Origin of the sequence: Nodosilinea sp. E11 (assembly GCF_032813545.1) — a bacterium.
GTDB lineage: Bacteria > Cyanobacteriota > Cyanobacteriia > Phormidesmidales > Phormidesmidaceae > Nodosilinea.
In genome coordinates this window covers 5,203,298-5,227,404 of the sequence record NZ_CP136520.1, presented here as the reverse complement: position 1 = coordinate 5,227,404, position 24,107 = coordinate 5,203,298, and the positions used below count along the sequence as shown (strand labels likewise).

20 protein-coding genes are annotated in these 24,107 nt (G+C 55.8%); 10 read left to right on the top strand and 10 right to left on the bottom strand.

The annotated features are described in order from the left end of the window. The first annotated feature begins 40 nt into the window (after window positions 1-40). Entirely contained in the window at window positions 41-466 is a 426-nt protein-coding gene (locus RRF56_RS25365; protein ID WP_317035938.1) for a hypothetical protein, read from the top strand. A gap of 18 nt (window positions 467-484) precedes the next feature. Then, window positions 485-2,548 (top strand): caspase, EACC1-associated type, encoded by a 2,064-nt coding sequence (locus RRF56_RS25360; protein ID WP_317035937.1) that lies wholly within the window; start codon window positions 485-487, stop codon window positions 2,546-2,548. 12 nt (window positions 2,549-2,560) lie between these two features. On the opposite strand, the gene hisC is transcribed toward RRF56_RS25360, so the two are convergent. After that, a complete protein-coding gene (gene hisC, locus RRF56_RS25355; protein ID WP_317035936.1) occupies window positions 2,561-3,616 on the bottom strand; it encodes a histidinol-phosphate transaminase in 1,056 nt (351 codons plus the stop codon). A gap of 85 nt (window positions 3,617-3,701) precedes the next feature. Here hisC and RRF56_RS25350 point away from each other — a divergent pair, with 85 nt between their 5' ends. Next, complete coding sequence (locus RRF56_RS25350; protein ID WP_317035935.1) at window positions 3,702-4,364, top strand: glutathione S-transferase family protein; 663 nt, start codon at window positions 3,702-3,704, stop codon at window positions 4,362-4,364. Between the two features lie 10 nt (window positions 4,365-4,374). After that, window positions 4,375-5,832 (top strand): phospholipid carrier-dependent glycosyltransferase, encoded by a 1,458-nt coding sequence (locus RRF56_RS25345; protein WP_317035934.1) that lies wholly within the window; start codon window positions 4,375-4,377, stop codon window positions 5,830-5,832. Here RRF56_RS25345 and ribE read toward each other — a convergent pair. Then, the gene (ribE, locus tag RRF56_RS25340; RefSeq protein WP_317035933.1) at window positions 5,829-6,491 is read right to left on the bottom strand and encodes a riboflavin synthase; all 663 of its coding nucleotides are present in this window, start codon (window positions 6,489-6,491) and stop codon (window positions 5,829-5,831) included. The two genes, RRF56_RS25345 and ribE, sit on opposite strands and share 4 nt — an antisense overlap. A gap of 299 nt (window positions 6,492-6,790) precedes the next feature. Here ribE and RRF56_RS25335 point away from each other — a divergent pair, with 299 nt between their 5' ends. The 3 genes from RRF56_RS25335 to map all read left to right on the top strand — a co-directional run bounded on the left by RRF56_RS25335 (window position 6,791) and on the right by map (window position 9,625). Beyond that, the gene (locus RRF56_RS25335; RefSeq protein ID WP_317035932.1) at window positions 6,791-7,315 is read left to right on the top strand and encodes a bifunctional nuclease family protein; all 525 of its coding nucleotides are present in this window, start codon (window positions 6,791-6,793) and stop codon (window positions 7,313-7,315) included. 136 nt (window positions 7,316-7,451) lie between these two features. After that, a complete protein-coding gene (locus RRF56_RS25330; protein WP_317035931.1) occupies window positions 7,452-8,579 on the top strand; it encodes an aldo/keto reductase in 1,128 nt (375 codons plus the stop codon). 239 nt (window positions 8,580-8,818) lie between these two features. Beyond that, window positions 8,819-9,625 (top strand): type I methionyl aminopeptidase, encoded by an 807-nt coding sequence (map, locus tag RRF56_RS25325; RefSeq protein ID WP_317035930.1) that lies wholly within the window; start codon window positions 8,819-8,821, stop codon window positions 9,623-9,625. A 123-nt stretch (window positions 9,626-9,748) separates the two neighbouring features. Here map and RRF56_RS25320 read toward each other — a convergent pair whose 3' ends face one another. The 3 genes from RRF56_RS25320 to RRF56_RS25310 form a co-directional block, all read right to left on the bottom strand. Beyond that, complete coding sequence (locus tag RRF56_RS25320; RefSeq protein WP_410510696.1) at window positions 9,749-11,329, bottom strand: B12-binding domain-containing radical SAM protein; 1,581 nt, start codon at window positions 11,327-11,329, stop codon at window positions 9,749-9,751. 1,320 nt (window positions 11,330-12,649) lie between these two features. Continuing rightward, entirely contained in the window at window positions 12,650-13,435 is a 786-nt protein-coding gene (locus tag RRF56_RS25315) for a transglutaminase domain-containing protein (protein WP_410510518.1), read from the bottom strand. Window positions 13,436-13,504: 69 nt separating this feature from the next. Beyond that, window positions 13,505-13,783 (bottom strand): DUF1830 domain-containing protein, encoded by a 279-nt coding sequence (locus tag RRF56_RS25310; protein WP_317035927.1) that lies wholly within the window; start codon window positions 13,781-13,783, stop codon window positions 13,505-13,507. A 360-nt stretch (window positions 13,784-14,143) separates the two neighbouring features. Here RRF56_RS25310 and RRF56_RS25305 point away from each other — a divergent pair, with 360 nt between their 5' ends. Further along, window positions 14,144-15,523: a DUF2254 domain-containing protein gene (locus RRF56_RS25305; protein ID WP_317035926.1), complete on the top strand. Its 1,380-nt coding sequence runs from the start codon at window positions 14,144-14,146 to the stop codon at window positions 15,521-15,523. On the opposite strand, the gene RRF56_RS25300 is transcribed toward RRF56_RS25305, so the two are convergent. From RRF56_RS25300 to RRF56_RS25285, 4 genes are all read right to left on the bottom strand, one after another. Then, on the bottom strand, window positions 15,520-16,296 hold the full coding sequence (locus RRF56_RS25300) for a sterol desaturase family protein (protein WP_317035925.1): 777 nt from the start codon (window positions 16,294-16,296) through the stop codon (window positions 15,520-15,522). The two genes, RRF56_RS25305 and RRF56_RS25300, sit on opposite strands and share 4 nt — an antisense overlap. Before the next feature lie 424 nt (window positions 16,297-16,720). Beyond that, window positions 16,721-19,048 (bottom strand): amylo-alpha-1,6-glucosidase, encoded by a 2,328-nt coding sequence (locus RRF56_RS25295; protein ID WP_317035924.1) that lies wholly within the window; start codon window positions 19,046-19,048, stop codon window positions 16,721-16,723. A 218-nt stretch (window positions 19,049-19,266) separates the two neighbouring features. Then, entirely contained in the window at window positions 19,267-20,379 is a 1,113-nt protein-coding gene (locus RRF56_RS25290; protein ID WP_317035923.1) for a glycosyltransferase family 4 protein, read from the bottom strand. A gap of 522 nt (window positions 20,380-20,901) precedes the next feature. Next, a complete protein-coding gene (locus RRF56_RS25285) occupies window positions 20,902-21,381 on the bottom strand; it encodes a hypothetical protein (protein ID WP_317035922.1) in 480 nt (159 codons plus the stop codon). Between the two features lie 379 nt (window positions 21,382-21,760). On the opposite strand from RRF56_RS25285, the gene RRF56_RS25280 reads away from it, so the two are divergent. Together RRF56_RS25280 and RRF56_RS25275 are read left to right on the top strand one after the other, a co-directional pair. Beyond that, entirely contained in the window at window positions 21,761-22,180 is a 420-nt protein-coding gene (locus RRF56_RS25280; RefSeq protein WP_317035921.1) for a hypothetical protein, read from the top strand. A 156-nt stretch (window positions 22,181-22,336) separates the two neighbouring features. Further along, complete coding sequence (locus RRF56_RS25275; RefSeq protein WP_317035920.1) at window positions 22,337-22,798, top strand: hypothetical protein; 462 nt, start codon at window positions 22,337-22,339, stop codon at window positions 22,796-22,798. 77 nt (window positions 22,799-22,875) lie between these two features. Here the strand turns inward: RRF56_RS25275 and RRF56_RS25270 are convergent, their stop codons facing one another. Then, entirely contained in the window at window positions 22,876-23,967 is a 1,092-nt protein-coding gene (locus tag RRF56_RS25270) for an ABC transporter substrate-binding protein (RefSeq protein WP_317035919.1), read from the bottom strand. Window positions 23,968-24,107: the final 140 nt, after the last annotated feature.

Sequence of the window (24,107 nt, the reverse complement as noted above, 5' to 3'; positions counted from 1 at the left end):
TATGATGGGCTGAGCGTCAAACGAATGATCATCCATGACTATGGCCGAACCCTGTTCTGTTTTAATTGACTTCAGCGACGCGGGTCTAGATCTAGATCGCGCTGAGCTAGAGAGCTTTTTGCTCACCATCGCCGATGAAATGGAGTCTGGCGATCTGGCGCAATCCGCCCGGTTGGCTAGGGAGGAGGACATCCCAGAGGCGGCTAAGTCTGGGGCGGCGGCGTTTTTCATCGGGTTGCTGACCGCTGAGATCAACCGCGAGAACATGGGCAAGGTGATGGACTACTTGGGAAACCTGCGCTATGGCAAAACCCTGACCCTGTCGTTTGAAGTGGACGGCATGATCTCTACCATTGAGTATCGCAACAAACAAGAGTTGGATCAGGCGCTGGACGCCACCGAGCGACTGGCAAATTTGCGGGTTAAGATACGGGAACAGCAGCCTACGCCTGAAACCCAGCCATAGCAGTCTAAATCCAGCCCTATGGGAAAGTATGCACTTTTAATCGGCGTTGATACCTATGGGGACGGGCTACAACCGCTACCCGCCGCCTCTAAAGATGTGGCAGCACTGCGGGAGGTGTTGCTGAACCCCCAAATGGGCGGCTTTGACGAAGCAAAACCCCTGATTAATCCCACACAACCAGAGATGGCAGAGGCCATTGAGCTGTGGTTTCAGGATCGGCACCCAGAGGATTTGGTGCTGCTGTTCTTTTCGGGGCACGGAGTCAAGGACGATCGTCGGGATTTATACTTTGCTGCTGCTAATACTAAAAAGCACCGAGATCGCCTACTCACGTCTACTGCCACTTCTGCCCGGTTCATCCACGACCGGATTCGAGCCTGCAAAGCCAAATACCAGGTGCTGATCCTCGACTGCTGCTTTGGCGGAGCCTTCGGCGAGTTGGTGGCGCGGGATAGTGGCGGAATTCCTTTGAAAGAACAATTGGGAGCCGAGGGGCGGGTAGTGCTGACTTCCACCAGCGCTGTGGATTATTCCTTTGAAGAAAAGGGCGCGGATCTATCCATCTACACCCGCTACCTGGTGGAAGGCATTGCCACAGGTGCAGCAGATGAAGATGGCGATGGGGTGATCACCATTGATGAACTGCACCGCTATGCCGGGCGCAAGGTGAAGGAAACCTCCCCGACCATGAGTCCAACCCTAATTACCCTCAAGGATGAGGGCTTTCGGATTCGGGTAGCGCGGTCGCCCCAGGATGACCCCAAGCTGAAATATCGCAAAGAGGCTGAACGCCGAGCTACCACAGCGGAGTTTACAATCCCGGCCAAGCGGCTACTAGTGGCGCTTCGTGCTGAACTAGGAGTTGCGGAGGCGGAGGCAGAGGAGATCGAAGCTGAGGTGCTGAAGCCCCATCGGGAATATCAGTTTAAGCAGCAAGAGTATCAGGAGACTCTACGCCAGTGCTTAGAAGAGGGGGCACCCTTAAATCAGCCCCTAATCAACGACCTGAGAGACTATCGAGAACACCTACGACTCAAACCAGAGGATGTAGCCACAATTGAGCGGGCGGCCTTGAATGGCTATGATTTAGAAGGATATGTCGCAGTAGAACGCCAGGCAGAAGCTCGACGCCAACAAGAAGAACAGGCCGAAGTCGAACGTCAAAGATTATATGCCGCTGTAAATCAGCAAAAACAACCCGAACATCCTAGCGACCAGCCCCAGGTCAATAACTTCCAGTTTTTCCAGCACGCTGATTACGATTACTCCCGAGATTATCAGCAAGCAGAGAGAAACTATGTGCAGGGTAACTATAAGGATGCCGCTGCTGTTATTGATCATTTAGCCGAACGATATCCTGAGGATCCTAGTGTTTTATTACTACGAGGTCATATCTATTGCTATGGTTTGCAACAGTACGATCTGGCTCGTCAGTCCTACAAAGCAGTGCTGAGTCTTACCTCTGACCCAGAATATGTTGACTATGCTACCAACGCGTTGAAGTATGTCAATCTTTTTGGCCCCGGTGATCAGATAACCGATTCCCATCAGTCATCCGATACCTCTACGGTTCAAAACGCTCTATTAACTTCAGAAACGTCAGACCGAGATGACCTGAATTCAGAAAAGGGGATTGACTACACTCGCCTGCGCGCCCTGCTGAAAGCCGGCAATTGGCGCGACGCTGACAAAGAAACCTATGAGGTGATGATTTGCGCCGTGGGCAAAAAATCGGGTGATTGGTTCACCAGCGAAGAATTGCTGAACTTTCCCTGCACAGATTTACGCACAATTGACGGGTTGTGGGTGAAATATAGCCAGGGTAAATTTGGCTTTAGTGTACAAAAGAAAATTTATGTGGAGTGCGGTGCCCAGCTGGATGGCAAAGACTCTGGTGATGAAATTTGGCATAAGTTTTGCGAACGCGTCGGCTGGCGCAAAGATGGCAAGTGGCTGAGCAGATTTGACCTCCAAGCCAACCCTTCTTTTTCTCCCGCAGGAGAGTTTATCTGGTTATTGGGGGGGCATTGGTTTGGGGTGGGTGGGGAGTTTTTCTCTCGTGCAGAGATTTGTGAACTGTAGTGTGGGCCAGTTCTAGCAGTTTTTTAAATGAGTTAGGGCGGCGATCAGCGCGTGGTTTTGCTCCTCCGTGCCCACCGAAATTCGCAGCTTGTCGTCTAGCCGAGGCTGTTTGAAGTAGCGCACCAAAATGCCCTGCTTTTTTAGGGCCAGATATAGCTGCTCCGCATTGCCCTGGGGCGGTGTGGCCAAGACAAAATTGCCGTGAGACTCTAGCACCTTAAAGCCCAGCTGCCGCAGCGACTGGGTCAACGTTGCCCGCGAGGCTTTGATCTGGCTTACACAGGCATTTTTGTAGGCCTGATCGCGGATGGCTGCGGTTCCGAGGGCGATCGCCAGGGCATCCACGTTATAGCTGTCTTTCACCTTAAACAGATCCGCTAGCAAAGCCGGATTGGCAATGCCAAACCCCAGCCGCAGCCCCGCCAGCCCATAGCCCTTAGACAGGGTCCGCAGCACCATCGCATTGTCAAACTCCTGCACCAGCGAGAGCGCCGAGCCCTCGGCAAAATCAACGTAGGCTTCATCTACCACCACCAGGCCTGAGGCTTGCTGGGCTAATGCTCGTAGGTCAGCCAGCGCCACCCCATGCCCCGAGGGGCTATTGGGCGAAGCAATGACCGTAATCGCTCCCTGGGCAGCCACCAGTTCCTTAAGGGGAAACTGGAAATCGTCAGGGTAAGGCACCTCCACCACAGTGGCTGGTTGCACCGCCGCCAGGGTGCGGTAGAGCACGTAGGTCGGGGTCGGGTACACAATTGACCGGGCCACATCATCGGCACAGGCGCGCACCAAAAGATTCAGCAGATCGTCGCTGCCGTTGCCCACAATAATCCAGTCTGCGGGTACGTCTAGCACCTCGGCGATCGCCTGGCAAAACTGCCGGGCAAAGGGGTCGGGGTAGCGTCTGAGCAGCTCAGGCTCGACCTGCCGCAGTGCCTCAATCACCTGGGGCGACGGCGGATAGGGGTTTTCGTTGGAGTTGAGCTTGAGAATGCCTGAACCGGGGCGGGGCTGTTCTCCAGGCACATAGCCAGCCATGGCGGCAATATTGGGGCGAACGTAACTCATGGCGGCAACATTTGGGGGGGAAGTGGCGTACCTGCTGTGAAATGCTAGATCACAGAATGTTGAAATCGTAAGCCAAGGATGAACGATGCTGACTTTTTACCATACCCCGCTATCGATTAACTCTCGTCGGGTCTGGGTGGCGTTGCTAGAGAAGAATTTGCCCTTTGAAGCCGTGGTGATGGGCTTGGGCGGTGACCAGTTTCAGCCCGAATTCTTGAGCCTCAACCCCTTTCACCACATTCCGGTGCTGGTCGATGATGGCCTATCGGTAATTGAATCCTTCGCCATTTTGGATTATCTAGAGGCCAAGCACCCCACCCCCTCCCTGCTGGCTACCACGCCCGAGGGCATCGCCACCATGCGCATGGTCGAAATGGTGACGGTGAATGAGCTGGTGCCCGCCATCAACCCGCTGGTCAAGCAGATGATGGGCTTTGGCCAAGACCCAGACGATGTACTAGAGCAGGCCAAGCAAAAGGCCGAGGTCGTGCTCAAGTTCTACGCCGACAAACTCGGCGACCAGTCCTTTTTCTGCGGCGACCAGCTCACTCTGGCCGATATTGTGGCGGGTACCTTTGCCCCCTGGTTTGAGTCGCTGGGTCTCCCCGTGGATAGCTACCCCACCCTGCAAACCTGGACAGAACGCCTGATGGATCGCCCCGCCTGGCAGACAACGCAACCGACAGCGAGGGATCTGGCGGCATTTCGCGATCGCATGAAACAGCGCATGGCCGCCCAAGGCCAGTAGCGAGTTGAGCATGAACCGCAGAATCTGGTGGAGTGCGCTGGCGATCGCGGCGCTGGACTTGGCCCTGCGCCTGACTGGCCTGGGGCAAATTGAGTCGCTGGTGTTTGACGAGGTCTACTACGTCCCCTTCGCCCTCGATTATCTCCAGGGCACCCCCAGCTTCGACGCCCACCCGCCCCTGGGGAAGTACTTCATTGCCTTGGGACTATGGCTGGGTCAGTGGCCCGCCCTCTGGCTGGGCTGGCCCAGCCTTGAAGTCAACGGCACTCTAGTCAGCCCTCTGGCGTTCCGCTGGCTTAACGCTCTGGTGGGGGCGACGATCCCCGTTTTGCTGGCGGCGATCGCCTGGGAGTTGGGGACTGTCAGCAAGGGCGATCAGGGTGATCGGTTCCCGCTCACAGAAGAAGATCCCCCTAAATCCCCCTTAAAAAGGGGGACTTTGAAACAACTCATTACCCCCCTTTTGAAAGGGGGCAGGGGGGATCTGCTCACGCTGCGCCAGTACCGGTTCGCCCTGCTGGCGGGTCTGCTCATGGCCATGGAAGGGCTGACCCTGGTGGAGTCGCGCCTGGCGCTGATCAACATCTACGGGCTGGCCTTGGGCCTACTGGGCCAGTGGGCCTGGCTGCGGGCCAGGCAGTCTCAGCACCCGGTTCGCTGGCGCTGTCTGGCGGGCATCGCCCTGGGGGCCGCCGTCAACGTCAAGTGGAACTGGGCCGGCCTCTGGCTGGGGCTGCTGCTGTGGGAAATCGGTTTCAACCGCAATCCAGGTTCGATCACACCTAAAACCACCCACCCCGCCTGGCGCGATCGCCTCGTATACCTGGGCATGCTTCCCCTGCTCACCTACCTGCTGCTGTGGCTACCCCATCTGGCCCTGACGAATGAAGCGTTGGTGACAGTTCACCAACGGCTCTGGTCGACCCATCAATCGATTGGGGCGAATGGCAGCCATACCTACTGTTCGCCGTGGCACAGCTGGCCGCTGATGGTGCGCCCGGTGGCCTACTTTTTTGAGCGATCGGGTCAGGGGGCCGAGGCTGTAGCCACGACCATTCACGCTATGGGCAACCCGGTGCTGTGGTGGCTTTCCACTGCCGCGATTTTGGTCATGGCCTTGGGCTGGTTGGGCCGCCAGGTTTCCGTAGGGGCACAGCCTGCTGCGCCCCTAGCCACCCGTGCCGTGGTGCCGTTTATTTTGCTCAACTACCTGGCCAACTGGCTGCCCTGGGCGCTGGTCAGCCGCTGCACATTTTTCTACCACGCTATGGGTCTGGGCACCTTTGGCACTTTAGGGCTGGCCTGGCTGATGGCCCAGTGGTTAGAAAACCGGCGCGATCGCACTCTGGCCCTGCTGCTGCTGGGTGCGATCGCCCTGAGTTTCTGGTTTTGGCTACCGCTCTATTTGGGCCTGCCCCTACCGGTCGACGCCCTCCAACGCCGCTGGCTACTACCGGGGTGGATTTAGCCGTAGCCATGTTCTGACAGAAAGTCTAAGGAGAGCCCATCGCCCGTCGGGGCGTTTTCTTTGCCGCCCATAAACTTCTCCACGTATTTGCCCAGCACATCGCCCTCCAGGTTTACCGCCTGGCCGGGGCGCAGGTGCCGCAGCGTAGTTTCGCCATAGGTGACGGGGATTACCGCCACCGCAAACCAGTGGCCGCTGGGGCTACAGTCGGCCACCGTCAGGCTGATGCCATTCACCGCAATGCTGCCCTTGGGCACGATGTAGCGGGCCACCCGGCTATCGCCCACGGTAAAGCTCAGTTTCCAGGCGTTGTCGGCTTCAGTCGCCGCCTCTAGGTGGCCCTGCCCGTCAATATGGCCGGTGACAAAGTGGCCGCCGATTTTGCTGCCCACCCGCAAGGATGACTCCAGGTTGACTGGGCTGCCGTCGGTGAGTTGGCCCAGACTGGTGCGATCGAGGGTTTCGGGCGACACCGCCGCCACAAAGCCATCGGGCAGAATGGTTTCTACCGTCAGACAAATGCCGTCTACGGCAATGCTGTCCCCCAATTCGACATCGGTGAGGGCGGGGGGACGTGGCCCCGAGTCCCAGCGGATATATACCTGGGTGTCGCCCTTGTGAAACAGGGTGCCCACCGTTTGAATCAGTCCGGTAAACATGGCCGTAACCTTAAGGAAAATCTCAGAGAACCTGCGGCCCACCGAGGGCGCGAACGGGGCATACTTAAAGCAATAATTTTTTCTTTTAGAGTATCCCGCATTCAAGTCGTCCATAGATAAGCTTAGGGAGACCTGGCAGGCAGATTCGGCTCACGATCCTTGAGATTTTTTCGGTTTGCCCTCGCCTCATCTATGAATCGCCCGGTATGGGAGCAGACCGCTACACTGGTGGTGTATAGCTTCCAGGCCGACGAAAACCGCTAGAGCACACCAATCAATGGATTCAAGAGGCCAAACCAATGATTGAAATGAGAGTCGCCGGGATTGCCCTCGATGCGATGTCGCGAACTCCAGTAATTTTGCTGCGAGACACTACCGATCGTCGCCAACTGCCGATCTACATCGGGCCTGACCAAGCCAAGTCGATTATTGCGGTGCTTGAGAACCAGCCCGCGCCCCGCCCCCTCACCCACGATCTGTTTGTCAACCTGCTCGACGAGTGGGATATGACCCTAGAGCGCGTGCTGATTCACTCGCTGCAAGACAGCACCTACTACGCCCTGCTGACCCTCAGCCGGGGTGAACTGCGCCGTGAGCTCGATGCTCGTCCCAGCGATGCGATCGCGATCGCCCTGCGTCTCGATGCCCCCATCTGGGTAATGGAAGAAGTCGTCGCCGAAGCCTCTATCCCCGTAGACCGCGACGCCGACGAAGCCGAAAAAGAAGCCTTTCAGGCGTTTTTGGCCAACATCAACCCCTCCGACTTCACCCAGCGGGGCCAGTCGTCTACCAGCAACGACACCTTCGAGAGTTCTGACTCCTAACTGACAAAACGGCTCTCCTCCACACCTTTGCTGTAACCAATCCCCCCTGCCCCCCTTCATAAGGGGGGCAGGGGGGATCCTCCTCGATCATTTCCTCAGCGAGGCGATCATCCAACTCTCTTGCCTTGCTTTTGCCATGCAATACCGCCGCTTTGGCCGCACAAATCTCAATCTCTCGGTGCTATCCCTCGGCACTATGCGCGCCCTGGCCTCAAAGTCGGTGTTTTTTGACACCCTTAGAGCCGGGCTGGCCCTCGGCATCAACCATATCGAAACCGCCCAGGGCTACGGCAGCAGTGAGCGCTGGCTGGGAGACTTTCTCCAGACTGCTGACCGGCCCCCCAACCTGGTGATCACCACCAAAATTACGCCCCAGCCCGATGCCGCTACCATGGCCCAGCGCTTAGCAGACTCCCTAGAGCGGCTGGGCCTCGATTGCATCCCCTGCCTCGCCATCCACGGGATAAATACCCCGGAGCAGTTGGCCCTAGTCAGCGATCCCCAGGGCTGTATGGCGGCGGTGCGGCGGTTTCAGTCCGAGGGAAAAATTGGCCACGTGGGGTTTTCGAGCCACGGTAGCCGAGAGGTGATCGAGGGGGCGATCGCCACCGACCAGTTTGATTTTGTCAACCTGCACTACTACTACTTTTTTCAGCGCCATGCCCCCCTGCTCGACCTCGCTACCGATCGAGACATGGGCATTTTCATCATTTCCCCCGGCGATAAGGGGGGGATGCTCTATAGCCCGCCCACCCAGCTTAAAGAACTCTGCGCCCCCTTTAGCCCCTTAGAACTCACCTACCGCTGGCTGCTGTCTGACCCACGCGTCACCACCCTCAGCACCGGCCCCGCTACCCCAGCAGAACTCGCGCCGCTGGAAACCTTGGGCGATCGCACCCAGCCTCTTGCCCCCGAAGAACTCACCACCCTCGAACGGCTCTCAGCCCACGAAACCAAGGTTCTAGGCGCTGACCGCTGCGCCCAGTGCTACGCTTGCCTGCCCTGCCCCGAAGCCATCCACATTCCCGAGGTGCTGCGGCTGAGAAATCTCGCCGTGGCCTACGACATGCAACCCTTTGGCACCTACCGCTACCGCATGTTTGAGAACGCGGGCCACTGGTTTCCCGGTCGCAAAGCCAGCCACTGCACCGACTGCGGCGACTGCCTACCCCGCTGCCCCGAACAGCTAGACATCCCTGCTCTGCTGCGCGACACCCACGATCGCCTGCAAGGCCCCGCCCGCCGACGCCTCTGGGGCGATTAATGGAAGGGCGGCGTTGTGTCTCAGATATACGGTCTACGTCAAACCTAGAACCTGAAACCTTAACCCCCATCCCCAGAGCGCTATACTAAGGATTAACATTTTCAGGCTGGCATTTTGGCCGCGCATTTCGGGAACAGCTGACGATTCTTAGCCTCTGGCGTTTCAAACTTCCCGCAACTGTGCACCCTAAAACCAGGCGGCCTGTCGCATCCGCCCCGTAACTCAGACCCAGGCACACCGTGGAAGAACAAAAGCAACCCTCTGAAGTCATCACCCTGCTGTCTAGCCGCGAGCTAGAGACTATGCGCAAAGCCTGCCAGCTTGCCGCTCAGCTGCTCGACTATCTCACCCCCTTCGTCAAGCCTGGGGTTACCACCCAAAAGCTCAACGACCTGGCCGAAGCCTGGACCCAAGAACGCGGTGCTAAGAGCGCTCCCCTGGGCTATGCCGGTACTGTGATGCCCTTCCCCCGCTCGATCTGCACCAGCATTAACGAGGTCATCTGCCACGGCATCCCCAACGGTGAAGACGTGCTGCGCGATGGCGACATTGTCAACATCGATGTCACTCCCATTCTCAATGGCTACCACGGCGATACCAGCCGCACCTTTTTGGTAGGCGATGTCGCCCCCGCCACTCGTCGCCTAGTCGAAGTCACCGAAGAAGCCATGTGGCGCGGCATTCGCGCCGTTAAGCCCGGTGCGCGGGTGGGCGATATCGGTGCAGCCATTCAAGAATATGCTGAGGGCGAAGGGTTCTCGGTGGTGCGCGACTTTGTGGGCCACGGCGTCCATCGCATTTTCCACGCTGCGCCGCAAATTCCCCACTATGGCGAAAAGGGCAAAGGCAAAAAGCTGCGCCCCGGCATGGTGTTTACCATTGAGCCGATGATCAACGTTGGCAGCTACGAGGCCGAAATTTTGGTCGATGGCTGGACGGCGATCACCGTCGATCGCTCCCTCTCGGCCCAGTTTGAGCACACGGTTGCAGTCACCAAAGACGGCGTTGATGTGCTGACGCTATCGCCTGCCAAGGTGTTGGCCTAGCAGTTTTAAGTTGGCGGTTGAGGGCAACCTTATGGTTGTATCCAGTCATTAGCTGGCGATCGCGCGATCGCCAGCTAGCCAAAACTCTACACTGAGCTAGATACGGTTTCGGCCATACCCCAGCTACCGGGTCAGCGCGGGTTCAAGCACCGGCGCTGCTGCCGGTTCCATGGGGTCATAGCCCAGTTGCTCACTGATGCGCTCGCGGGCTAAGGCGCGGTACTCCCAAAAATGCTCTCCGGCGGCGCATAGCCCTAGATACATGTTGAGCATCTGCGGCTTAGTGCGCCAGATCGTCCACAGCTGTTGCCAAAATTGACGCCGCAGCTCGGCCCGACGAATGCCCTGGTGCCAAACGAGCTGGGCAAACAGCCGTAGCCCCTTGTTGAGGGGAAACTGCATCGTTTGCTGGCGGCGGTTGGCCGGGCTAATGCTGAGGCACTGCCGCAGGCAGCGACTGAGGTAGGCCTGGGGATCGTAGAGTTGCCAAAACCCCTCCACGTAGTCTTTGGCCAATTCCGAAACCGGGCGGGTGGGAATAAAGTTCATCAGGGTATTTTGATCGCCGGCCGGTAGGCTATCGCCTGCGAGCAGGCGCTCCTCTCGCTTGAGTCGCTCCCATAGGGCAGTGTTGGGCAGGGCTTGCAGCAGCCCCAACATGGGCTGAGGAATGCTGGTTTGCTCGACAAAGGCTTGAATGCGATCGCCCGCTCCGGCCCGCTCCCCATCAAAGCCAAGAATAAACCCGGCATAGATCAGCATGCCCGCCTCGTTGATTTTGCGGCAGGCCTCTACTAGGGGGTTACGGGTATTTTGGACCTTGCGAGTCACCTGCAAACTGTCCTGGTCTGGGGTTTCAATGCCCAAAAAGACGGCGTAGAACCCGGCCTCCTTCATCAGCTGCAACAGTTCATCGTCTTCGGCCAGGTTGACCGAAGCCTCAGTAATGAAGGTAAAGGGGTACTGGTGGGCCTGCATCCAGGGGATCAGCTCGCGCAAAAAGCGCTTGACGTTGCGCTGGTTGCCAATGAAGTTGTCATCGACAATGAAGAGCGAGCCACGCCAGCCCAGGTCGTAGAGGGTTTGCAGCTCGCCTAGGGCCTGCTCGGGCTCCTTGGTGCGGGGCTTGCGACCGTAGAGCGAAATAATGTCGCAAAACTCGCAGTTAAACGGGCAGCCCCGCGAAAACTGCATGGCCATCATCAAGTAGGCATCGCGCTGGAGGAGATCAAACCGTGGCACGGGGCTGTGGGTGACATCAGGCTTTTCTAAGGAGCGAAACACCCCCTTGGTATCGCCCCGGTCTAGCGCCTCTAAAAACTGAGGCACCGTCATTTCGCCTTCATCCAAAACCAAAAACTCCGCCCCTGCCTCTAAAGCCGCTTCAGGTACGGAGGTGGGGTAGGGGCCACCGACGGCCACGCGCTTGCCCAGGCTGACTGCTTTGCGAATCAGGGCCTGAAAGTCGGGCTTTTGCACCAGCATGGCCGAGAGAATCACCAGGTCGCACCAGTCCCAGTCAGCATCGGTTTCAGGCTTGACGTTGCGATCGTAAAAGCGAATCTCCCAGTCGGCAGGCAACAGGGCTGCAACGGTGATAATGCCCAAGGGCGGAATGGTGGACTTTAGCCCAGCCAGCTCCATAAAGCGATCGTAGGACCAGAAAGACTGGGGAAACAGGGGGTATAGCAATAGCGCCTTCATCATATCCTTTGGGGTTGACTGCTTTGGGGGCAAACTGACTTGCGAACTGCGATCGCGTCTCAAAATGAAGTTTAAAAACGTTGGCTAGCCAAACACCGGGACACCGCGTTAAGCCATTGCACTATTCCTAAAAAGGACCGTGCCCGGGCTGATTAGGCTAAACTGATACTTCTCAATGAGCCGCACCAGAGACTGATGCACTAACTCGGCCTGCTAAATTTTGTCTAAAACTTGCCCTAAAGCTGGGTAGTAAGGGTGCATAGGGCCAACTTTTAAGCCGGCTTTCGGGCAATCAATCTATGCATTGACTAGCACTTTGTAAATACTTCTAGCCATGCTTTGTAGCGCTGGATAATTTGACTATTTAAATTTAGTTGATCCTGAGAATTTGCTGCTCATAGCATCTAAACCTTCATTTATTAGGTGATGTATACCTCAGCAGAGTAAGGAGCACTCTAGCTGTTCTCAACTACCGAAAGGTAGAGATGGCTGACGCACCTAAAATAATGGATAAAAGAAAAATAGCGCCCTGCCAAATCTCACGCTGAGAGCGCCTGAGATTTGGCAGGGCGTTAAATACGGTGCTAATGATGGGTGAGACGCCTGAATGAGGGGTGGGTTGCGATCGCGTAACTCACTGGCCTAGCAGGCTCACTGCGATCGCAAGCTACACCCCGCAGCAGCACTGAGTTAAGCCATCTTGGTGAAGAATGAGGCTAACCTGTGGATGCTAACGCCCCTAGAAACGGCAGTGGTGTCGGCGTTACGATCGCGAAGTTATGACTAAAAATTAGGGTGTGCTGTCATACCGCTTAGGATCTTTTTTTTTCTTCTTGCCATCGCTAGAGTCTGACTTGGGTTTTTTGGTTTCTTTGTTGCTTTTTCTCTCTTTGCCCATGATTTTCACCTACTAAAAACACAGCGGTTTCAGGCCTGGGGGCTTGGCTAGCTTCTCCGGGCATAGCATAATTGGAGCTGGCGGCTTACAAACGAGGCCATCTCCAGCCGCTCTACAGAATTCTGCACGATCAAGAAAGGGTTGGGAAAGCAAATCTCAAATTTGAGCTTGCAATGCCAGCGGCTGTAGGGTGAGTCATGCCTACCACCTAGAAAAAACGGCTCAGAAAATTACCTAAGCTGCACGATTATAAATTCGCTGCCCTGCTGAGCAGCACAACGCCAGAGGTTAGAAAACCAGGTCAAGAAAGGGGTTAAAAACGTATGGCATCCGCACAGGCTGCCTCGCAACGGGTAGCGTCGTCGCTGGTATAAGCCCCATTCTAGTCGATCTTGTCCAGCTTTGAGCGGATTGCAAGACAACTACAAGGTCGCGGCGTTTACCCACACCTTCATTTCGGTCAAATTTAGCGGACCAAACTGAGTCGCTAACGCAACATCGGCGGCATCTCGCCCGTAGGCGATCGCAATTCGATTGCCCCGGGGGGTGGGCTGAGTCGCGTCAAAGGTATACCAGCGATCGCCCACATAGGCTTCAAACCAGGCATGCAGATCCATCGGGTCGAGCTGGTAGAGATAGCCCACCACCATGCGTGCTGGAATGGTCAAACTGCGGCATAGAGCAAGGCCTAAATGCACAAAGTCGCGGCAGACCCCCACCCGGTTTTTTTCGGTTTCGAGGGCCGAGGTAGAGGCATTGCTAGTGTCGTAGCGGTATTCGATATGGGTGTGAATCCAGTGGCGAATGGCCTCAACTTGGTCGTAGGCCGACTCCAGATCTCCAACAATTTCGGTGGCCAGATCGCCGAGCAAGTCAGATTGGCAATAGCGACTGGGCAACAAAAACTGAAGCGCGTAATCGGGCAGGTCTTGCACCGGCACAAACTCGGCACCGGGCTGCACGTCAATGCCATCAGGCACATCAACAATGGCCGTCGCGCTTAACCGCAGCTGCCCGGATGGGGCCACCAATCGCTGGCACAGGTTACCGTAGCTATCGATGTACTCCACGACTGGACTATCGGGCTGCACCTGAAACTCGGCCTGCATCACCTGCTGCGCGGCCCCGGTGCGCGGCATTAACATCAGGATCAGAGGCGAAGGCTCCGTCGTCTCAAACACAAGTTGGCACCCTGCATCTAACCGCATACGCCCTCTCTGTAAGCACAAGTATCGTAGAGCCTCATACTACATGGGATAGGAGAAATCCTATAATCCTTAGGCCTCAGCCCACTCACTGACTTGCAGTAGTCGGCAGGCGATTTGGCTGGTTAGAGTTTCGCCGAGCAGAGATGACGAGATTTCTAGATAAGAATCTGGAAATGCTTCAAATAAAATGCGTTCTCCGGCGAAGATAATACGCTCAAAATGGCACACTGATGCCCGCATGACGCGAACAATTTGAGTAGTACAAGTATCATTAATGTGGTAGCAGAGCAAAGGCGGTGTCGACTTTGTCGGTGACTCAGTTGCTAGCAAAGATAGAATGTAGGCCATGGGGTTAAAGGCTATGAGTTCAAAACTATAGACCGCAAAAATGCGGTTGATCTGGCAGATTTAACTGGAATAAATACATCATGAAATCAGTCCATCTCTCATTCAGGAGGCTAGAGTGAGCCTTAGACAGCCAAATGCCGGACAAATCTACTAGTAACAAGCCCTTGGATATCGGCTTGAGTCAATTTGTTTAGAGTCATCTGCTTATTTAATTCTTTAAAAAATTACGATCGCATCCAAATAAAGCCTAAATTTTCTAAAAATACCGATAAATAGCAGCTTCGTTGCTTGTAGGTCAGAATAGACTATGAAGTTCTGGCTCGAGTCTTTCTAAGGATAGATTCCATCTAAATTCCGCCGATGAAATACGCCCAGTTAGACAAACTATGGGATTCGTTACGTTCAAGCTTTTGGTTTGTGCCCACGCTGATGGTGGGGCTGTCGATCGCACTGTCGTTTTTTACCATTGGCATTGACCACCGGCTAGAGGCTGACGCCATCAACCATGTGAGCTGGGCCTATGCGCTCGGGCCGAGCGGGTCGCGGGCGGTGCTATCGGCGATCGCCGGTTCCATGGTGAGTGTGGCCACCACGGCTTTTTCGATCACCATTGTGGCGCTTCAGCTAGCGTCATCTCAGTTTGGCCCCCGCCTGCTGCGAAACTTTATGCAAGACACCGGCAACCAGGTGGTGTTGGGCACCTTCATTTCAACCTTTGTCTATAGCCTGATGGTGCTGCGCACGGTCAACGAAGTTGAGGGGCGCGAGTTTGTGCCCCACGTAGCGGTGACCTGTGCGCTGGGGCTAGCGATCGCCAGTATTGGCGTCTTGATCTATTTTCTGCACCACGCGGCCTCATCCATTCAGGTCGACCACATCATTACCGCCGTGGGCCACGATCTAGAAGAAGCTATAGACCGGCTGTTTCCTACCCCCTTCGGCCAGGGGCAACCCGACCTAACCCCCGCCACTGCTGTCGTTGAGCGGTTGGCCGACTTTGAGCACTCGGCGCACCGGGTCAAGGCCAAGACCAGCGGCTACATTCAAGTCATCGATGAACACCAGCTGATGGCGATCGCCACCGAGCACGATCTGATCATTCAGGTGCGGCAACAGCCGGGGCGGTTTGTGGTGCAGGGCTGCGACCTCATGCGAATTTTGCCTGCTGAATCAATAGATTCGAGCCTAGAAGCCCAGATCGATCAAACCTTGGTGATTGGCTCTAAGCGCACCAATCAGCAAGAGTTAGAGTTTTCGATTACTCAGCTGGTCGAAATTGCCGTACGGGCACTGTCACCCGGCATCAACGACCCGTTTACAGCCATCCGCTGTATCGATCAGCTCAGCGCTACTCTAGCCCAACTGGCCCAGCAGCAGATGCCATGGCCCTACCGGTACGATGAGCAAAATCAGCTGCGAGTGTTGACGCCTCCCATCGCCTTTGGCGATATCACCGATGCGGCCTTCAACCAGATTCGGCAAAACGGGCGATCGAGCGTGGCGGTTACCCTCCGATTGCTAGAGGCGATCGCGGTGATTGCCCCCTTCACTCAGCAAGAGGCCGACCGGGCCGCTCTGCGTCGTCACGCCCAGATGATTGAACGGGGCAGCCAGGAGGCCATCTACGAACCCCTAGACCGACAGGATATTCAAACTCAATACGTGGCGACTATGGCGGCGATCGAGCCGGTTGAAGCCAAACTCAACCCTAAACCGGGTCTGGCGGTCAGCTCACCCTAATCGACCTCGCTTGTTTCTGGCCCAGCACCGCTCAAAACCTGCCGATAGCTGACATCTTGGGTGCCAACCAGCCGATCCCAAAAGGTGAAATAGAGGCCGTAATGGACCGTGTACTTGAGGTGGTGAATGGAATGGTGGGCCGGGCCAATCACCCACTGCCCAAGCCAGTGGTGGGGAAACAGGGCCGGTAGGCGATCGGGTCCGAGGTGGTTTAAAACCGCCCACACGGTCATCGTGGTCAGCACCGCAATCATGGTGATGAAGTGCAGCGGCAGCACAAACACCAGCCCAACCAAAAATAGGGCCTGAACAACAGCTTCTAGGGGGTCAAAGGCGAAGGAGGTCCAGGGGGTGGGGTAGCGCGATCGGTGGTGGCCCTGGTGTAGCCAGCGAAACAGCCGGGGATGATGAAACAACCGATGGGTGAAGTAAAAGTAGGCGTCTTGTAAAATCAGCACCGCTCCATAGCTTGCCCCTAGGTACCACAGCCCGTAGGTGTGGGGGTCGGTGTAGAGGCGAGTTACCCCTTGGTGGTAAACCGAAAGCACAAACGCCGCCGCTACGGCAAACACCGCCGCCGACAGCACAGACAGCTTAATATCGTGACGAATCATCGGCCAGGAGGGAGACCGATGCCGCAGCCGTTGGTTGATTAGTTTTGGGCTAAAGGATGAATAAAAGAACCAGTAGACCGCCCCCGCCACCACAAAATAGCGGGCCAGAATGACGGCAAACAGAGCCGCATTATAAAACTCGAAGGATTGTTCTCTCAAACCGATCTACGGCCTCACCGTGCCCTGATACTGTGGCGGTCCTATGGGAGCTAACCACCGATTGTCCACTGCAAGCCGAGACTTGCGGTATGAACCGAGTTTAGCAGCCGCTCAGCGGCTAAAACTTGGCGCTGAAATCCAGATCAGCCCTGGCTCCATTCCCTATAGGAATACAACTCTAGGGTCCACTCTGTCGTCTTTACTCAGACAGGTATTTGATCTTTGCACCGTCCTTCGCGCCGTTACCGGTACCAGAATCGATCAGGGCTTAAGGACTTCCATTGGCAGCCGCGATCGCTGCCCTAGCATTGCTCCAGCCCTTCTACAAGCGATGCTGCACCCGCTAGAGTTAAGCAGGGCGCATGCTATGCGCCCCTACGATTTGGCCTTCTGGAAATCGGGGTTTTGTCAGTCGGCTTTGGTATTACACCTCAATTACCACCCGAAGGTTGCCCCGCTTGCGCACTACCCGGCAGGCGGTGGCTTCGAGGGAGCGCTCAAACTCAAGGTCTAATAGGGTTTGCCCCACCTTAAAGTTGTTGACCGACATATAGCTGACCGAGGGGGGCAGGGTGGGCTGCAAAATATACAGGCGGTTGTTGGCCACGTCGGGTACCAGGTTGACCATAATTTGCAGCAGCTGAAACACTGTGCCCGTAGCCCAGGCCTGGGGCGAACAAGCCACCGGGTAACGCACCGGTCGGTTGGTGGGAGTGCGCTCAAAGCCGCAGAATAGCTCCGGCGGGCACTGGTAGGGTTGCACAGTGGTCATGTCAAAAATGCCCTGGGCAATTTCGAGGGCCTGATCTATGTGCCCCAGCGACCGCAGACCGGCGGCGATCATGCCGTTGTCGTGGGGCCACACCGAGCCCACGTGGTAGCCCATGGGGTTGTAGGCAGGCGAACTGCTGCTCAGGGTGCGAATGCCCCAGCCGCTAAACATATCGGGAGCCTGCAACCGCTCGGCCACGCTGCGGGCCTTGTCGGGCGAGAGAATGCCCAGCCCTAGACAGTGGCCTGGGTTAGAGGTAATGCTGTCGACCGGCTTGCCTTGGCCATCGAGGGCGAGGGCCACATAGCCCTGGTCGGGCAACCAAAAGTCGCGCTCAAAGCGAGCTTTGAGATCCTGGGCCTCTGCCTGCCAGCGATCGCGCAGATCGGGCCGCTGCATCAACTCGGCTAAGGAGGCCAGCCGCACCTTGGCGGCGTAGACGTAACCCTGCACCTCCGAAAGGGCGATCGGCCCCTCCGCCAGTTTGCCCGCCGCATCTACCATGCAGTCGCCCGAGTCTTTCCAGCCCTGGTTGCCTAGCCCCCCCGACGACTTGCAGTAGTAGGTCACATAGCCAGTGGCTTCGCTGCTGCGATCAATCCAGTCCATGGCGGCTAGGGCGTTGGGCCAGAGTTCCTCCAGCAGAGCGCGATCGCCCTTCCAAGCGTAGTAGTCGGCGTAGAGCATCAGCCATAGGGGAGTAGCATCTACCGTGCCGTAGTAGGGGGTGTGGGGCACCTCGCCACTGCGCGACATCTCGCCAAACCGCAGCTCATGCAAAATTTTGCCCGGCTCCTCTTCGCGCCAGTCATCCTGCTTTTGACCCTGGTATTCGGCCAGCACCGCCAGGGTTTGACGGGCCAGGGCGGGGTTAAACATTAGAGTTTGCATGGCGGCGATAATCGAGTCGCGACCAAACAGCGTGGCAAACCACGGTACCCCCGCCGAGAGTATTCTGCCGTCGCCGAAGGTTTGCCCCAGCAGGTAAATGTCTTGCTCAGCCCGCTCAATGATCTGGTTGAGGGCACGGTTATCGGTGCGAATGCAGGTCACATCCTCGCGCCAGAGCTGCTCTTCCATGGTTTCTGCCGCCAGCGCCTGGCTCAGCGTCGCCGGCAGGCCCACCGACGATGTGGGATGCCCGTCTAAAAAAGGCTGGAGGCGATAGCCCAACACCTCGGTGGCATGGGGCTGTAGCGCCACCCGCCAGATTGCCGTATAGCCCTTAAACCGGTCGGGTGGCCGTTGGTAAAACTGAATTCTCGACTCCATTAACAGCTGGTCGACCCCCTGGTAGGCCAGGGTGAGTTCGCCCCGCTCGCCAGCCACGAGGCTACCAGCAGAAGCCACCAACGGTTCAGCGGTTTCTGCTGACACCTGAACAGAGCGCAGCAGCGTGCCGGTTTGCTGCCGCACGCGCCCCCGAATCTCAAACAAATCGGCAAAATCGGCGTCAAAGCTCAAACTCAGCTCAAATTCCACCGGTTCGGTGCTGTAGTTGGTCAGGGCCAGTTCTTCAAACAGCCCCCCTTGCAACACCAGATCGCGCTGGATGCCAATGGTTTCAGCCCGAATTTCGCGCCGCCCGTCGGCACCCTCAACGTAAGGGTTGGCGCAGAGGGCCGACAGAGCAAACCCCCGCTGGGACGTGCTGCTGAGCAAAATGGGTGGCTGCCCCTCAATCTGGAGTTCTAGCCGACTGAGAAATCGAGAATCTCGACAAAACAGTCCCAGACTTGACAGCACCTGATCATCGTCACAGCCAGAGATATTGCCCAGGGTGTCGGTGATTAAGAATAGGTCGTTGTCCTTGAGGGTCAGGGTAGGCTGCTGCCGCGGAATAGTTGTGCAGGGCCACTCGGGAATCGGTACCTGCTGAGCCGGGGCAAAGGTGCGACCATCGAGTTCGACCAGGTTGAGGGGAGACTCGGCTGGGTCAAACTCCAGATCACTCACATTGGACTTAGACGATTCAGTCATTGGTAATGATGCTCCACAACTATGGCTGGTGACTGCGCTCGGCAAAGGCCCCTAGTTTCAGTAGCGGGGTCGAGCCATTGAGCGTCAAGCGTTGCCAGCGTTTCTTTATAAGGATTTAAGGAGAGTTACAATAGGGAACCTCTAAACCTCCCAGGATTAGGCCAACGGGTTGCCCCCGCTGCCGAGGACAAGCCGTTGTTTCGTTAGATCAGACCACCCTAGGCATCGATGCGGGCCAACGTTGGGCGGGCTGGGCGCAGATCGACAACGCGACGTTGGGGGCCAAAGCTGGGTTTGGTGCGATCGCGCAGCAACTGGCGGTAGACCGCCTCATAACCGTCAACCATCTTTGCCACGCTAAAGTTAAGCGCCACATGGTCGCGGCAAGCCTGGCGGCTGAGGCGATGAATTTGCGCCACGGCCTCAATGCAATCGTCAACGCTTTGGCAAAGAAACCCAGTCTTGCCATCGGCCACAACCTCAGGGGCGGAGCCAATGGCCATCGCCACTACCGGAGTACCGCTCACCATCGACTCGGTCATCACCAGGCCAAACGGTTCGGGCCAGGTAATCGGAAACAGCGTAGCCGTGGCCTGGCCGATGAGGGTTTTCTTCTCAGCCTGGCTGACTTCCCCTAAAAATTCAATTTGCTGCCCGTCGATGTGCGGAGCAACTTGGCTGTCAAAAAAGGCTTGATCTTCAGCATCGACTTTGCCAGCCATTTTCAGCGGCCAGCCGCTGCGTTTAGCAATTTCGATCGCCAGGTGCGGCCCTTTTTCTGACGACATCCGCCCCAAAAAGGCTAAGTAGGGAGGGTCTTGGGGCTGGGGATAAAATTCAAATTCGTCAATGGCGATCGCGTTGTAGACCGTCGCCACATAGTTGAGTTCTAGATCAGCGCGCTGCTGAGACTTTGACACACTGATTAGATTTTGTTGCCGGTACTGGCTCAAGGCTTTCTCACAGTCGGCAGTAAATGGCCCATGGAGGGTATGCACAACCGGCGGCCAATTGGCCTGGGTCGAGGGCCAGGCAGCGACGTCCATATGGGAGTGAATAATGTCAAATTCCTCAGCCCGACCCAAGACTTTGCTTAGCTGCCGCTGCTGGTAGGGCCCATAGTCCCCAAGCGGTATCCCTAGCTTACGCAGAGCGCGATCGCAACCAGGGTCTAGCTGGGCCAAAGTTTGCGAATCTCCCGACGCAAATAGCGTGACTTGGTGCCCTCGCTGCACCAATTCCTCAGTCAGTAAACTCACGACTAATTCCGTACCGCCATAGGCCAGCGGGGGAACTTGTTCCCATAGGGGTGTAACTTGTGCAATTCGCATAAAGGCCTCTTCCTCTTAATTAAGGTGAAGCTAATCGGTTCTAACGCCAACTCAAAAACTATTATCTGTGGTGTTGCCCGCTTAGCCTAGGACATAAATGATTGGAAATGTGAATCAAAGCGAAAAATGGTAGGTGCGAAAACATTAATTATCCAACACGCCATCATCGTAAGTTTAATCGCCAACTATGCCCTGTACCTTTATGGCGATTGCCAGCTAAAAACAATCTCCGTCTTTAGACCCACTTAGGCCAAATTCTTCATAAGAATAGATGGTAAAGCCTGGCATTTCCATTTCACGGGAATAACCGACCTTTTGGTTTATCTATAACCTAAACTATTTTTCTAGGAACCCAACGAGCTATAGCCACAGCCGATATCATGAAGCCTATACCCAGGCGAATTTTAGACAAGCAAAAAAATGCGGCGCTTCCACCGGATCGGTAGATAGCGCCGCTTCAGCAAGCAATAGGTTGGTCGTCTAACCGGAACTACCGATTTACCGCCCCATGGCCCTTGTCCATTAGCGACGGCTGAAAGGAGTGCTGTTTGAAGGGCTAGGGACGGGAGTATTGGGATTATTGGCATTTTGGCCTACGCCCTCATCTCCAGACATACCAGGTATGATGTCTTGCACCGCATCTTTTACGTTTTCTAGCACGCTCTTGGCCTGGTCTTCGGGGGCTTCAGAAAGCCCACTAGGAGCCACTTGGCTAGCCCCATTGTCACGGCTAACAGGGTTGCGAGACTGGCGCACAGCCTCAGCTTCGTAGGGTCTAGCATCAAGGTTGTCACCCGCTTGGGCTGGCTGACTGTAGGCACCAACCGAGGTTACCCACAGCGCTACCGCTAGCAAACCCACAGTGACGGTCTGAGTAGCAAGGCGAGGGATAAACTGGTCAGACTCTCTAATATTGAAGTTAAAGATTGATCCGGTTAAAACGTTAGTAAACTGACGATAACCATTAATCAACCAAAGGCGAAAACGGGAAAGTATAAACATAATCCTACTCACAAATTTCAAAAATTGAGACTATGCGCTAGATAACGCTGGATCTAGATCGCGCTAGGTCACCAAATAGACTGCTGCCAATAGCATGACCTTCCTACAGCGAACCTGTAGCGATCTTGAGCTAATCCAAACGCCACGGTTTTTAGCGTAGTCATAGCCTAGGAGGAGTAACCCGCGTTCTCCTTCGCCCGTAAGGCAGAAACCCGTTCCAAATCAGCCCCTCATCTGAGAGAGATACTGACGAGTAGGTAGGTATCGCTCAATCAACGTAGTTCTGCCATGGCATTGGCAAGGCAACTCCAACGGAGTCACGGAATTGCTATATACTGGCCTGGCAGCTCCATAATTTGCGCAGAAAGAGACATGTAAAATGTCTATATCTATGACCATTGCCTTTGCCTGTCATCTGGTGGGTGTCCTGATTGGCGGGGCCTTCGGTTTAGTCTATTTAAGCCGAAAACGCTTTATGCCCTACCATGCCATTGCTCTAGGCAAAGAATGGGATGCCGTATCTAGCGCAGTGCAAGTGCTGATTTTGGTGCTAATGCGTGCCACTGGCGGTGGGCTAATCGCGGTAGCATTTTTGAACCTGGTCTTATTATTGATCCCATTTAGGGCTGGTGAAGTTTGGGCGGTGTGGGCCATTCCCTTGAGCAATCTAATGGTTTCGGCGGGGGCACTCTACGCCATGCACATAGTTAGCTCTAACACGCCAGCTCGGCCACCTAAGCTCTTTGCGATCGCTAGCATCTTGCTCACCTTGACAGGCCTAGAGCTCTCCATTCTTTAGCCCTCAGGCTTAAATCGGTCGATCAGCTTCACGGTAGTATGCCTAGATATAGCCGCAAGCATTAAAGCCTACGCCACCTTAGCTACGCTGAGTTCACCCTGCCGCTGTAGCCATTCCCATAGAGTCACACGGGTGATGTATTTGGAAACTGTTTAAATGAGCAAGACCGATTGGCAACGCGTTAGCGGCATTGTAGAACGTGGGCATCGGGTAGCTTCTGGGACTGCCTTAAATAGCCCCTACCAGCGCGGTACCATTGAGATGCAGCTGCCTTACTTTAAAGCGTTGGGTCTAGACCTAACGGGCTATTTTCAGGGCACTTTGAATGTCTCCATTCGCCCCAAAACCTTTCAGCTGCTCCAGCCCGAATTTACGTTTCGCTCGGTCGAATGGACTGATCAACATCCCCCGGAAGATTTTTCGTTCTCTCGATGCCAGATTTTGTTTCAAGCCAAAAAATTTGATGGCTTGATCTATTTTCCCCATCCAGAAACCAAAGAACGGCACTTTCAAGATCCATCGGTCATCGAAATTATTGCAACGCCCATTGCTGAGCTGGCCTACGGCGATCGCGTCGATATTCTGTACAACCCTTCAGAAGTTGTCATACAGGGTTAGACCGAAGGGTGATGGGTAGGCTGGCTCTGGCGACCGCCAACCTACCCAGGCGATCATGGCCCTGTGTTAGCGTGGCGCTAAAGCATGCGCTCGTCTTGGGGGGGCAGGGCCCGATCGTCAAACACATCGCTGACATCGGGGGTGCTACTGAGGCCAAACCCTTCTACTACCTGGTCAATCGTAGCGGCCAGGCGCACCGGGTCTACGCCGCCAATGCCCATGGTGTCAACTTCAGGGCTGGTGTAGAGGCGATCGAGGGCAATGTTGATGCGCTCTGACTCAATGGCTACATCAAATAGCTCATCGTCGGCCACTTCAGTCACCAACGCTAGCGCGGCCTCGGGGTCGGCCAGAGCTTCTTTTAGCCCTCGAAGGTAAGCCGTCACAAAGCCCTGCACCACCTCAGGGTTAGCCTCTAAAAAGTCTCGGCGCACAATCAGGGCGTTGCCATACAGATCTAGCCCGTAGTCGTTGTAGTAAAACACATTGAGATCTTCGGGGGGCAGGCCCAGCTTTTGGTGCAGCACCGGTAGGCAAGAGATCGAAAAACAAGAAATGCCGTCGGCATTGCCCTGGGCCAGCAGACTTTCCCTGAGCTGGGGTTCTACGTTGGTCCACTCGACGCTGTCGGGGTCGGCTCCCACCTCTTGGGCTAGTACGGGCCACAGTCGGCGGGGGCCGTCGCCAGCTGGGGCAGCCAGGTTAGCCCCAGCTAGGTCGGCGGGGGTGTCAAACTCAGAGTCGGCTTTGGTGACGATCGCAAAGGGCGATCGATTAAATTTGATCGCGACTGCAACGAGCTGATCGTTGGGGTTTTGCTCGTTGAACTCGATCATGGAGTACATGTCGCCTTCGCCGATGTCGTACTGCCCGGCAGCAATTTTAGTGATTGAGTCAGCCGAGCCAAAGCCGCGTTCAAAGCTAACATCTAGCCCTGCTTCAGCAAAATAGCCATTTTCTAGAGCAATGGCCAACGGGGCATCAACCGCCTGAAACAGCCAGGACAGGGTAAATTTTACCGGAGTCAGCTCGGCGGCATCGGGGGCAGCAGCGGTTTCTCCGGCGGTGGTAGGTTCAGGGGTGGCTACGTCGTTAGCGCCACCGCAGGCCACTAAACCCAGGGTGGCGGCCAACAGTAAAGAACCGGCGATGGAACGAATCGGCATCATAATTCGGAACACTCCGTGACCAATTTAACCAAATCTAAATCGTGTTCTACATATAGTGTCTGTACCCAGACAAGATGGTAGTCTGCACTACCTGATCGATTGATTTTCGTCTTGCCTGCCATTGTCCTAGCCGGAGCGTT